The sequence below is a fragment of the uncultured Dialister sp. genome, from assembly GCF_900538805.1.
Classification (GTDB): domain Bacteria; phylum Bacillota; class Negativicutes; order Veillonellales; family Dialisteraceae; genus Dialister.
Map to the genome: position 1 here is coordinate 1 of NZ_UPZP01000078.1, position 11,632 is coordinate 11,632.

At 49.0% G+C, this 11,632-nt stretch carries 11 protein-coding genes and 1 riboswitch; of the genes, 8 read left to right on the plus strand and 3 right to left on the minus strand.

What is annotated here, in order from left to right:
* Positions 1-148: 148 nt before the first annotated feature.
* The 4 genes from QZQ29_RS07240 (at position 149) to QZQ29_RS07255 (ending at position 3,172) form a co-directional block, all read left to right on the plus strand.
* The gene (locus QZQ29_RS07240; RefSeq protein ID WP_296961815.1) at positions 149-814 is read left to right on the plus strand and encodes a hypothetical protein; all 666 of its coding nucleotides are present in this window, start codon (positions 149-151) and stop codon (positions 812-814) included.
* Complete coding sequence (locus tag QZQ29_RS07245) at positions 811-1,608, plus strand: sugar phosphate isomerase/epimerase family protein (protein ID WP_296961818.1); 798 nt, start codon at positions 811-813, stop codon at positions 1,606-1,608. Before QZQ29_RS07240 ends, QZQ29_RS07245 begins: the two co-directional genes overlap by 4 nt.
* Complete coding sequence (locus QZQ29_RS07250) at positions 1,595-2,389, plus strand: glycosyltransferase family 2 protein (RefSeq protein WP_296961821.1); 795 nt, start codon at positions 1,595-1,597, stop codon at positions 2,387-2,389. The genes QZQ29_RS07245 and QZQ29_RS07250 overlap by 14 nt, the downstream gene beginning before the upstream one ends.
* Before the next feature lie 195 nt (positions 2,390-2,584).
* On the plus strand, positions 2,585-3,172 hold the full coding sequence (locus QZQ29_RS07255; protein ID WP_296961825.1) for a GDSL-type esterase/lipase family protein: 588 nt from the start codon (positions 2,585-2,587) through the stop codon (positions 3,170-3,172).
* Positions 3,173-3,371: 199 nt separating this feature from the next.
* Here the strand turns inward: QZQ29_RS07255 and QZQ29_RS07260 are convergent, their stop codons facing one another.
* The 3 genes from QZQ29_RS07260 to QZQ29_RS07270 form a co-directional block, all read right to left on the minus strand.
* Positions 3,372-4,214 carry a MetQ/NlpA family ABC transporter substrate-binding protein gene (locus QZQ29_RS07260; protein WP_296961828.1) on the minus strand — a complete coding sequence of 281 codons (843 nt, stop codon included), beginning with the start codon at positions 4,212-4,214 and terminating at the stop codon, positions 3,372-3,374.
* Between the two features lie 92 nt (positions 4,215-4,306).
* Positions 4,307-4,960, minus strand: coding sequence for a methionine ABC transporter permease (locus tag QZQ29_RS07265; protein ID WP_296961831.1), 654 nt, complete (start codon positions 4,958-4,960; stop codon positions 4,307-4,309).
* Entirely contained in the window at positions 4,941-5,978 is a 1,038-nt protein-coding gene (locus QZQ29_RS07270; RefSeq protein ID WP_296961834.1) for a methionine ABC transporter ATP-binding protein, read from the minus strand. The genes QZQ29_RS07265 and QZQ29_RS07270 overlap by 20 nt, the downstream gene beginning before the upstream one ends.
* A 51-nt stretch (positions 5,979-6,029) precedes the next feature.
* Positions 6,030-6,132: riboswitch (SAM riboswitch) on the minus strand.
* Between the two features lie 672 nt (positions 6,133-6,804).
* On the opposite strand from QZQ29_RS07270, the gene QZQ29_RS07275 reads away from it, so the two are divergent.
* The 4 genes from QZQ29_RS07275 (at position 6,805) to fumC (ending at position 11,357) form a co-directional block, all read left to right on the plus strand.
* The gene (locus QZQ29_RS07275; protein WP_296961838.1) at positions 6,805-7,110 is read left to right on the plus strand and encodes a YerC/YecD family TrpR-related protein; all 306 of its coding nucleotides are present in this window, start codon (positions 6,805-6,807) and stop codon (positions 7,108-7,110) included.
* A gap of 2 nt (positions 7,111-7,112) precedes the next feature.
* Positions 7,113-8,480 carry a phosphomannomutase gene (locus QZQ29_RS07280; RefSeq protein WP_296961842.1) on the plus strand — a complete coding sequence of 456 codons (1,368 nt, stop codon included), beginning with the start codon at positions 7,113-7,115 and terminating at the stop codon, positions 8,478-8,480.
* 59 nt (positions 8,481-8,539) lie between these two features.
* Positions 8,540-9,268: an acetolactate decarboxylase gene (gene budA / locus QZQ29_RS07285; protein ID WP_296961845.1), complete on the plus strand. Its 729-nt coding sequence runs from the start codon at positions 8,540-8,542 to the stop codon at positions 9,266-9,268.
* A gap of 703 nt (positions 9,269-9,971) precedes the next feature.
* Positions 9,972-11,357, plus strand: a complete 1,386-nt coding sequence (gene fumC, locus QZQ29_RS07290) for a class II fumarate hydratase (protein ID WP_296961848.1) — start codon at positions 9,972-9,974, stop codon at positions 11,355-11,357.
* The last annotated feature ends 275 nt before the right edge of the window (positions 11,358-11,632 follow it).

Below are 11,632 nucleotides of genomic sequence, written 5' to 3' on the forward strand. Positions count from 1 at the left end.
GAAAAAGTACCTTGATGAATCAATTGGTGGGTGAACGTATTAGTATTGCAACTTTTCAGACCAATCTTTATTCTATGCTTACACAGGGCGCTCTAATCCCATTTATATTAATCAATCACCTGCCATGATTAATGGAAGAAAAGGGCAGATGCAGGCACTGGAAAATATTAGAAAAAATAAGGTTAAATTTATTGTTTTTCCTTATCATCAGCGGAAACCTGCGGGGCAGTATTTTGGCTGTTATAGAGACATTGACGGTATTTTAAACACAGACAGATATTATCTGCTAACGGAATATATAGCAGAGAATTATCGTCCATATTGCGAAGTAGGTGCTTTTGCAATATGGTGTTTAAAAGATGAGTATGCTTCTTTGCAGAATAAAGATAAATATGCAGGAGATAAGTATCGGGAGTTGGATTATAACTACGATATCAAGGGTAACCATAATCACCAGATTGGAAATATCCCTTATTTATGGGGGCAGTATGCCGAAAGTAAGGATGAAAAAGGTATTGCTACGCCTTTATCCACTAGTGGGGATGCTTATTCAATTCCTAGTCAACTGCTGGGCAAACGAGGTTTTATTACTTTTACTATCAGCTCTACTAAAAATACATCTATGACGGTTAATTTAGGGAATGGTAAGGATACGTTTATCAAATATAAGTTCGATGTAAAAAAGGGGATGTATATTTATCAACTTCGCATCAGCAGTGATATCCTGTGGTATTCCTCGCTGATAACTAAGATGCTTGTTGAAAACAAAAATATGGAGATAAAAGAAGTCTATTTTCAGGAGGTCACCCAATGAAGTTGTCTATTTCGAATTTAGCCTGGTCGATGCCGGAAGATGAACTTGTTTATGAACAGATGCAGAAGCGTGGTTTTGCAGGTCTTGAAATTGCTCCGACCCGGGTGTGGGAAGAAAATCCATATGAACGGGGCATGGAAGCTAAAAATTGGGCGAAGGAACTGAAGCTACGGTATGGCTTCTCTGTCCCGTCTATGCAGTCTATCTGGTATGGCCGCAGTGAGAAAATTTTTGGGAGCAAGGCTGAGCGGCAGGCCCTTATCGATTACACGAAGAAAGCTATCCGTTTTGCTGAGGCTATTGGCTGCGGTAATCTCGTATTTGGTTGCCCAAGAAACCGCTTTTTTCCGGATGGGGCGAATCCGCAGATTGGTATAGATTTTTTCAGGAAGATTGGAAATTACGCAGTTGTGCACCATACATGTATCGGTCTGGAGGCAAATCCACCCATTTATCAGACAAATTACATCAATACTACGCAGCAGGCTCTGGATATAATTTCTGAAGTAGGAAGTCAAGGACTGAAATTAAACCTCGATGTGGGAACTATGATTGCCAATGAAGAAGATGTGTCCCTGTTGGAGGGAAAGGTAGAACTGATAAATCATATTCATGTCAGTGAGCCATTTTTGAAACCTATCAAAAAGCATTCTTTGCATCGGGAGCTGGCGACTTTTCTCCGGAGGACAGGATATGACCGTTATATTTCTATCGAAATGGGACGGGTGATGAGCCTTTCCACTATTTGGGAAGTAATGGCTTATGTGCAGGAGGTATTCATTGAGAAAGATTGAAGGTATTCGTGGTGTACCCAGGTTTCTTTGCAAGGAATATGAGGAAAAGAAAAGGGACTATGTAGTACTCATCCCAGTCATTAATGAGGGAGAACGTATAAGAAAAGAACTTGCACGGGCAGAGGCGGCGCATATACCGGAATGTGCGGATGTGGTCATTTGTGATGGCGGGTCTACTGATGGCAGCATGGCAGATGAAAATATGAAGGCCCATAAAGTTAATGCACTTCTTATAAAAACAGATAAGGGAAAGCAGGGAGCACAGCTCCGCATGGGTTTTTGGTGGGCACTTGAACGTGGATATAAAGGCATTATTACTATTGATGGAAATAATAAAGACAGCATCGAGGATGTGCCGCGGTTTATCAAAAAGCTGAAAGAGGGGTATGGCTTTATTCAGGGCTCCCGCTTTGTCACCGGCGGTCATGCCATTCATACGCCGATGATTCGATACTGGGCGGTGAGGCTCATACATGCGCCGGTGATTTCTCTTACTGCTCATCATTGGTTTACTGATACTACAAATGCTTACCGCGGATATTCTGCAGAATATCTTTCTGATTCCCGGGTATTACCGCTCAGGGATATTTTTTCCGGGTATGAACTTTTGGCTTATCTTTCTGTTCGTGCATCTCAACTGGGATACAAAGTATGTGAAGTGCCGGTTACAAGACGCTATCCTGCTAAGGGAAAAACGCCGACGAAGATATCTTTTTTTAGAGGAAATACAAATTTATTGCAGATTCTCTTGAAAAATTGGCTGGGAAAGTACAATCCCTGAAATAACAGCACATGCAAAGAAGATATCAAATCAAATTGCCAGCGGAAGGGGAGATAATGTTAATTTCACAGGAATGATTAGAGAATAAATATTGAAATTTTTATTGTGCTGGCTTGTTACTTACCGCCGAAAGGGGGCTTTTTAACCTTTTCTGCTCAACGTTTCCTATGCTACAATCAGGATGAGGTGATAACCATGAGCGCTTTATGGAACAGGAACATTTCTATTATTCACTGCTTCGGCGACAGTCTCACCGAAGGCTACGGCGTCCTGCCGGGGCAGGGCTGGGTGGCTCTGGCTGATAAGGAGCTGAAGGGAATTTCCCTTTACAACCATGGTCTCTCAGGCTCCATGGCCGTGGATATTTTAGACAGCCTTTCCGGAGCCTGCGGCAGGGTGAGAAGGGGAGAGGGCTATTTCTTCATGGGTGGCACCAATGATATTCTCTTCGGTATCCGCCTTGTGGTTTTGGAGAATATGGTGGACAGGAAGCTCTCTGCTTTGGCCGGAAGGATACCCCTTACCCTGGGCATTCCTCCGCTCTTTACGGAAATGAGCGTGGAAACGGGATGGCAGGAGGCAGGCTCTTTTAAAAGAAACAGGAGGGACCTTTTGGAATACCAGAAATTCCTCCGCTCCCGGGCAAAGGCATGGGATATTCCTCTTCTTGATTTCACCAAAGCCTTTCCACCGGAAGAGAAATGGTACATCGACGGTGTCCATCCCAACAGGGAAGGAAATGAAAGAATGGCCCTTCTGGCGGAAAAGCTGTGGGGGAGGTAGGCGGAGTTCTGCTATCCGCTGTCGGCTATCGGCTGGCCGGTTTCCTATGCAGCCACTATCGGCAGGTACCGAGATTTTTCACTTTGCTTACGAATGATGGGGCTGGCGGAAATCGGACAGCCGACTCACTATGTACAAGTCCAATAAAAAAGCTTTGGAAAGAAAATCCTTTTCCAAAGCTTTTTCATTTAAGATACCATTAGTCCCATGCAGGAACGATGGTGCCTTTGTATTTTTCTGCAATGAATTTCTTCACTGCGTCGGACTGGTAGGCCTGGACGAATTTCTTGTAGGCCGGCTGGTCCTTGTCCTTTTCACGGACTGCAATAATCATGACTGCCAGCGGGGTGTCCTTGTCTTCCAGGAAGATACCCTGCTTTTCAGGGGAGAGTCCGGCGCTCATGACGTAGTTCATGGTGATGACGGAAGCATCCACATCGTCAAGGCTTCTGGGGAGCTGGGCTGCTTCGATTTCTTTGAACTGGATGTTCTTCGGGTTTTCTACTACGTCAGCGGGGGTGGCTTTCATGCCTACGCCTTCCTTCAACTTGATGACGCCTGCCTTTTCCAGGAGCTGGAGGCCGCGGCCTTCATTGGTGGGGTCGTTAGGAATGGAAACGGTAGCGCCGTCGGGCAGGTCTTTCACGTCCTTTACTTTGTTGGAGTAAATGCCCATGCGCATGAGGATGGCTCTGCCGATGTCGGTGAGGTGGGTGCCGTGCTGTTTATTGAAGTTTTCCATGAAGGGTTTGTGCTGGTATACTACGATATCCAGATCTCCGTCTGCCAGTGCCTGGTCAGGGGTGATGTAATCGGAGAATTCCTTCACGTTCACTTTGAGACCGTTCTTTTCAGCTTCTTTTGCAGCTGCTTCTACCACTTCCGCATGGGGGCCGGCGGTGGCGCCTACGGTGATTTCTTTCTTTTCAGCAGGAGCAGAGGCGGCTGCTGAGGATGCCGGTTTCTGGCTGGAACCGCAGCCGGTAATGAATGCTGCTGCGGAGAGTGCGCACAGGCCGGCAATCGCTAATTTCTTGAACATAAGTAAGACTTCCTTTCTCTTTTGAATCAGATTTCATGTAAAGATGAAACCTGGAAATATTATATAAGGGATGGTTCCCGTTATATACAGATTTACCGCTTATCCGCTTTCTTGGCCATGTTGCTGCCGATGAACTGGATGAGCTGGACGATGATGACAAGGACGATGATAGTGGCAATCATCACGTCTGCCTGGAAGCGCTGGTAGCCATAGCGGATGGCCAGGTCCCCCAGACCGCCGCCGCCGATGGTGCCGGCCATGGCGGATGCACCAATCAGGGATACGATGACTACGGTCAAGCTTTCAATGATGGAAGGAAGGGCTTCGGGAATGAGGACCTTCCAGATAATCTGAAGGGGAGAGGCGCCCATGGATTCGGCTGCTTCGATGAGGCCGAAGGGGATTTCACGGATGGATGTTTCCACCATGCGGGCGGTGTAGGGGATGGCAGCAATGGTCAGAGGGACGATGGCTGCGGTGGTGCCGATGGAGGTGCCTGCCACCAGCCTGGTGAAGGGGATGATGGCTACCATGAGGATGATGAACGGAATGGAACGGATAAGGTTGATAATGAAGGCCAGAGGCTTGTTCAGTACCGGGCAGGAAAGGATGCCGTGTTTTTCCGTTACCACCAGAAGAATGCCTAAGGGAATGCCGATTAAGGCGGCGATAATGGCTGAAATGGAGAGCATGTACAGCGTTTCAGCCAGACTTTTCAGAAGAAGATTAGTTATCACTGGGGACATATCCGATTACCTCGCTTGTGATTGGTAAAGACTGTAAATGGCCGAGGGCTTTTTTCATGTCCTCTTCGTGACCATTGATCATGATGATAAGGCGGCCGAAGGAAACGTTCTGGATGTAGTCGATGGAGCCGTAAAGAATACTTACGTCCAGGTTGTATTTCTTGATGAGGTTGGCGATAATCGGTTCATTGGCCACGTCGCCCCTGAATTTCAGGCTCACAATGGTCTGGTCGCTGTCTTTCTGTTTTTCTTTGGAAATATTCATGTGGGACAGCTGCTCCGGTACATCGGAGGACATGACGGAGCCCACGAATTTCTTCAGCGTTTCGGTCTGGGGATTGGTGAAGAGGTCTACCACAGAGCCCTGTTCAATAATCTTTCCCTTTTCAATGACCGCCACCTGTTCGGCGATTTCCTTGATGACTTCCATTTGGTGGGTAATCATGATGATGGTAATACCCATCTTTTTATTGATGTCCTTCAGCAGCTGGAGGATGGATTTCACCGTTTCCGGATCCAGGGCGCTGGTGGCTTCATCGGAAAGAAGAACGGAGGGGTTGGAAACGATGGCTCTGGCAATGCCTACGCGCTGTTTCTGGCCGCCGGACAGCTGGGAGGGGTATTTGTCCTTATATTCCGTAAGACCCACCAGTTCCAGAATTTCATCGATTCTTTTCTTCTGTTCAGACTTCGGCACATTGGACAGTTCCAGAGGAAATGCCACATTGCCTGCCACAGTCCTGTTGGAAAGAAGGTTGAAATGCTGGAAAATCATGCCGATTTTCTTTCTCTCTTCCCGAAGCTCTGACTTGGTGAGCTTGGTCATGTCCTTACCGTCGATGAGCACTTCCCCGGAAGTAGGGGGTTCAAGCATGTTGACGCAGCGAATCAAAGTGGATTTGCCTGCGCCGGACTGTCCGACGATACCGAAGATTTCTCCATCCTTAATGGAAAGGTTGATGTCGTCCAGTGCCTTGAAATTGCCATATAATTTGGTTATATGCTTCAGTTCAATCATTGGGAACTCCTTTAATAAAAAAACTTTCATCGAAAGATGAAAGTCAGTCATACATCATCTTTCGAGTAATTACTCGCTGGAATTGGCACCGTTTCTTAAAAGAATGGTTGCCGTGGCTTCAAAGGGCCAGTCCCTCCGCCACTCATGATGAATCTGTATTGAATTGACCCGAATGTACGGGTTGAAACTATAGTACTCTGATTAGGAAATATTGTCAATAGAAATAGTAAATAGAGTATATAGGATTCGTAAAAGTCATGGCAGGTGAGCTAGTGAAGCTGGTGGACTAGTGAGCTGGTGCGCTAGTGGGCTAGTAGGCTAGTAGGAGTCAATATCGGCACGTACCGAGATTCTTCGCCTGCGGTTTAGAATGACGAGTGGGCAGGAGGTCAATCCCGTAACGCATTCTGACGTCTGATTTCTGACTTCTATCGTCTAATCCACGCCCCTATCCTCCGTCCCCTAACGGCCCCCTTCCTGGGGAAGGGGCTCTTGCACTTCGTCATGCAGCAGTAGTGACACAAAGGTAAGACCCGTAACGCTTGCCGTGGAGCGGCATATAAAACTCATCGCCCGAAGGGCGATACCATAACCCTCAGCCCGAAGGGCTGTCAAACTTAAGAACCCTCCGGCCAAAGGCCGGTCAATCTTAAGAACCTTTCGCACCCAAAGGACGCAGAACCCTTTGAACCTTCTGAACCCTCTGAACCCTTTCGCGCCTGTGGAGCGCGAATCCCTTTGCGCCTGTCGGCCTGTAATGTTATAATATACTAAAGTAAAAAAGCTGGCGCAAAGGCCGGTTTCTAAGATGAAAAGAGGGATACCTATGAGTGTGAACCAGAGACTTGTCAATCCTCTGACCGATACATTGTTTGATGCCATCCTTTCCCTGAAGACCAGGGATGAATGTTATGAATTCTTTGAAGATCTGTGCACCATCAACGAGCTTCGGGATATGTCCCAGCGGCTGGAGGTGGCCCGTATGCTGGAAAACGGGGAAAAGTATGACCAGATTGAAAAGAAGACGGGGGCCAGCACAGCCACCATTTCCAGGGTAAAGCGGTGCCTCAAGTACGGCGCCGATGGCTATCTGACCGTGCTGAACCGGCTTAAGGAGAAAGGAGAAGAATAAAAGTGGAACCTTTGCATATGTCCCATGAGGGATTCAAAGCTTACGATATCCGGGGAATTGTGCCGGATGAGGTGAATGAGGACCTGGCCTACCGGGTGGGCCGTGCCTATGCGGCGCTGTACCATCCCAGGGCCATGTGTATTGGCTTTGACGTGCGGCCCAGTTCCAGGAAAATCAGTGAGGCCACAGCCAGAGGGCTCATGGACGGCGGCAGCGACGTGTATGATATCGGTCTCTGCGGCACGGAAATGATGTATTTCGGCACCTTCCACTATGGCATGGACGGCGGCTTCATGATTACCGCCAGCCATAATCCATCCGATTACAACGGTATCAAAATCGTAAGGGAAGAGGGCATTCCCGTCAGCGCTGACACGGGCCTCAAGGATATCGAAGCCCTGGCCTTTTCCGGCGATTTCCCGGAAAGTGAAAAGAAGGGGCAGCTGTTTCATAAGGAAATCCTGTCCGATTACATAGAGTCCCTCTTGAGCTTTGTGGATGTGAAGGCCATGAAGCCATTCCACATCGTGGTGAATGCAGGAAATGGCTGCGCCAATATTGCCTTTTCCGAATTAAAGAAACATCTTCCCTTCCATTTCACGGAAATGTACATGGACCCCGACGGTTCCTTCCCCCACGGCGTGCCCAATCCCATGCTGGAGGAATGCAGAAAGCCCCTGGTGGATGCGGTGCTTTCGGAAAAAGCGGACCTGGGCATTGCCTGGGACGGCGATTTTGATCGCTGTTTCTTTATTGATGAAAAGGGGCACTTTGTGGAAGGATACTACATGGTAGGCCTTCTGGCGGAATATTTTCTGAAGCATCACAGGGGAGAGACCATTGTCCACGATCCAAGGGTATTCTGGTGCACTGAAAAAATCTGCCATTCCCTTGGCGGGCAGCCGGTGGAATCCAAAGGCGGCCATGCCTTCATGAAGGAAACCATGCGCCGGGTAAAGGGCATTTACGGCGCGGAAAATTCGGCGCACCACTTCTTCCGTGATTTTTCCTACTGCGATTCCGGCATGATTCCCTGGCTCATTGTGACACAGATTATGAGTGAAAAGGGAAAGCATCTGGGGGAACTGGTGGAAGAAATGGAAAAGGAATTCCCCTGCAGCGGTGAAATCAATCTCACCGTAAAAAACAGTGATTTCATTCTGGAAAAGGTGAAAGAGAAATATGGGAAAAATGCGAGCCGGGTGGACCTCATCGACGGCGTAGGCATTGAGTACGACCGCTGGCGCTTCAACCTGCGCCCCTCCAACACGGAACCCCTGATTCGTTTCAACATGGAAACCAAGGGTGACAGGAAGCTGTTGGAAGAAAAGAAAAAGGAAATTATGGATTTCATTCATTCATTGGAATGATGATACAGGTTATTGCCGGGATTTTTCCCGGCAATTCTCTTTGGAAGGGAGACAGCAAAATGAATTCATCTATAAACAGCAGGACTCTTTTCCAGGCAGCCCTTCTGCAGTCTCTTATATTGGGCCATTACGAAGGCTCTGTAGAAGTGAAGGAGCTCAAAGGACAGGGGGATTTCGGCATCGGTACCTTTGATTCCCTGGATGGAGAGCTTATCATGTGCCGGGGAAAGGTGTACCAGGTCAACGGCAGGGGAGAAGTGAAGGAGGCCCATGACCGGTGGAAGGTACCTTTTGCTGATGTATTCTTTTTTGAAACAGACAGAACACTCCCGCTGAAGGATATTTCATCCCTGAATGAACTCAGGGAGAAGGCGGATGATTTGATTCAGGGCTGGGGACCTAACTATTTTTACGGTATACGTATTCATGGAGTTTTTGATAAAGTATATGCCAGAAGTGAAAGAGCACAGCAGAAGCCCTATAGACGGCTGGATGAAGTGATGAAAAAGGACCAGGTGGAATTCCACTTTGACCACACCGAAGGCACCCTCATCGGCCTTTACTGCCCCTCCTTCATGGACGGCCTCAACATGCCGGGTTACCATTTCCACTACCTCTCCGATGGCAGGAAAGAAGGGGGCCACGTATTTGACCTGTGCCTGAAGGAGGGAAAGGCGGAATTCTGCCTCCTCTCCGACCTCAAGCTGAAACTACCTCGGTCGTCAAACTTTGGGAGAATTGATTTCACGGAAAATCTGGTGGAAGCGGTGAAAAAAGTGGAAGGGTGAGGAGGACGGCTGTCCGCTGGCTGGAGTTGGAATGAAGGAACCCCTCCCTCACACCGGCCATCCTGAGCGGAAGCGGGCACAACCTTTCTACACAACCTTTTTACACAACCCGCAGCGCAGCTGCGCCCCTTCAGCGCCCGAAGGGCGCTGAATCTTTTGAACCCTTTCGTATCGACCTGACGCCCCTATCCTCCGTCGCCTGCAGCGCCACCTCCTTCCTGGGGAAGGAGGCTTCGGCTCTCCGTCATGTAGCACTGGAGACACAAATGTAAATCCCGTAGCGCTGACTATGTACTCATCGCCGCCAAAGGCGGCGATACCACAACCCTCAGCCCGAAGGGCTGTCAAACCTTAGAACCCTAAGAACCTTCTGAATCTTCACGCCGAAGGCGTGTCCAAAGGGCGATACCACACCCTCGGGCCAAAGGCCCGTCGCCCCCTGAGCGTAAGCGAACACAACCCTTTGCCCGAAGGGCAAAGCCCCTTCGCCCGCGGAGCGGGCGTCAACCGTTCCCTTTGCACCCTCTGAACCCGGGACCGCTATGCGGTCCCTTTTATGACTTCTATGCAACGAAATTCCCCTTAACTATGTCAAGTTAGTAATTACCGAAGACGCTGCAAGATGTTACAATGAGTCTTGAGAAGTTTTCCTTGTTGGGAGAGTGCATTTCTCAGCAGGTGTATTTTACATAAGGAGACAATTATGGAATATCGTATCGAACATGATTCTTTAGGCGAAGTCCGTGTTCCTGCAGACCACATGTGGGGCGCCCAGACCCAGCGCTCTTTTGAAAATTTCAAAATCGGCCATGTGATGCCGAAAGAAATTATCCGCGCCTTTGCTATCCTGAAAAAATGCGCCGCTAAGGTGAACGAGGAAAGAGGGGCCCTGGCTCCTGAAAAGGGAGAAGCCATTAAGAGCGCCTGTGATGAAATCCTGAAAGGCGAGTGGGACGGTGAATTCCCGCTGGTGGTGTACCAGACCGGCTCCGGCACCCAGAGCAACATGAATATGAACGAAGTGGTGGCCCATATTGCCAATGCCAAACTGGAAAAGGCAGGCAGCACCCTTCGAGTTCATCCCAATGATGATGTAAATATGTCCCAGTCCTCCAACGATACATTCCCCACAGCCCTTCATGTGGCGGCTGTATATTCCCTCCATCAGTACCTGTATGGGCCTTTGGACGGACTCATTGCTACCTTTGAGGCAAAGAGCAGGGAATACATGCACACCGTAAAAATCGGCCGCACCCATGTGCAGGATGCGGTGCCCCTCACCTTTGGACAGGAAGTGTCGGGCTGGGTGGAAATGCTGAAGAAATCCAAATCCATGATTGAGGACGGAGAAAAGTACCTCCACGAGCTGGCCATCGGCGGCACTGCCGTAGGCACTGGCCTCAACAGCCCCAAGGATTTCGGCGAAAAGGTGGCGAAGGCCATTTCCGAGGAAACGGGCATTCCCTTTACCTCGGCTGCCAATAAGTTCTATGCGTTGACCGGAAGAGACGACATGGTTTTCACCCATGGCGCCCTGGACGCTTTGGGCGGGGACTGCATGAAATTTGCCGATGATATCCGTCTTTTGGCCGGCGGCCCAAGGGCAGGTCTTGGCGAACTGACCATTCCTGCCAATGAACCGGGCTCCTCCATCATGCCGGGCAAGGTAAATCCCACCCAGTGTGAAGCCCTGACCATGGTGGCCTGCCGGGTGCACGGCAACCAGGCCGTCATTTCCATGGCTTCCTCCCAGGGGCGGTTTGAGCTGAATGTATACGCACCGGTTATGGCGGACAGCTTTATCGAATCGGTGAAACTTCTGGGCGAAGCCATTCATTCCTTTGATATTCACTGTGCCCAGGGAATCAAAGTCAATGAAGAACGGATGGAGGAACTGGTGGAAAAATCCCTCATGCTCGTCACGGCCCTGTCTCCCCATATCGGCTATGAAAAATCGGCGGAAATTGCCAAGAAGGCCTTCAAAGATAACAGCTCCCTTCGGGAAGCGGCAGTGGCTCTGGGCTATGTAACGCCAGAGGAATATGACAAGTGGGTGGTTCCTAAAGATATGACCAACGTGGACCGGTAATTCGTAAAAGCAGGTGGCCGCACCTTCACGTTTCTATATACTGCTGCGAAGCGGCCGCCACAACCTTCGGGCCAAAGACCCGTCTAACCTGAATCCTCTGAACCCTATGAATCCTTTGAACCCGGGGCTGTGAAAAAATGTTTAATCATTTCTTCACAGCCCCTTTTCCGCTTCGTTTATAGATTCAGAAAATTGCCAAAAATAACAGTAAGCTGTTCTCCGTATTGTCATCTCGAGCGGAGCTGCATGTCGATATGAGAGCAAAGGTATTTGGC

What these genes read in the sequence shown, in the direction of transcription:
- QZQ29_RS07240 (WP_296961815.1), top strand. Translation starts at nt 149, where the DNA reads ATGCAGGCACTGGAAAATATTAGAAAAAATAAGGTTAAATTTATTGTT.
- QZQ29_RS07245 (WP_296961818.1), top strand. Translation starts at nt 811, where the DNA reads ATGAAGTTGTCTATTTCGAATTTAGCCTGGTCGATGCCGGAAGATGAA.
- QZQ29_RS07255 (WP_296961825.1), top strand. Translation starts at nt 2,585, where the DNA reads ATGAGCGCTTTATGGAACAGGAACATTTCTATTATTCACTGCTTCGGC.
- QZQ29_RS07260 (WP_296961828.1), bottom strand. Translation starts at nt 4,214, where the DNA reads ATGTTCAAGAAATTAGCGATTGCCGGCCTGTGCGCACTCTCCGCAGCA.
- QZQ29_RS07265 (WP_296961831.1), bottom strand. Translation starts at nt 4,960, where the DNA reads ATGTCCCCAGTGATAACTAATCTTCTTCTGAAAAGTCTGGCTGAAACG.
- QZQ29_RS07270 (WP_296961834.1), bottom strand. Translation starts at nt 5,978, where the DNA reads ATGATTGAACTGAAGCATATAACCAAATTATATGGCAATTTCAAGGCA.
- QZQ29_RS07275 (WP_296961838.1), top strand. Translation starts at nt 6,805, where the DNA reads ATGAGTGTGAACCAGAGACTTGTCAATCCTCTGACCGATACATTGTTT.
- budA (WP_296961845.1), top strand. Translation starts at nt 8,540, where the DNA reads ATGAATTCATCTATAAACAGCAGGACTCTTTTCCAGGCAGCCCTTCTG.
- fumC (WP_296961848.1), top strand. Translation starts at nt 9,972, where the DNA reads ATGGAATATCGTATCGAACATGATTCTTTAGGCGAAGTCCGTGTTCCT.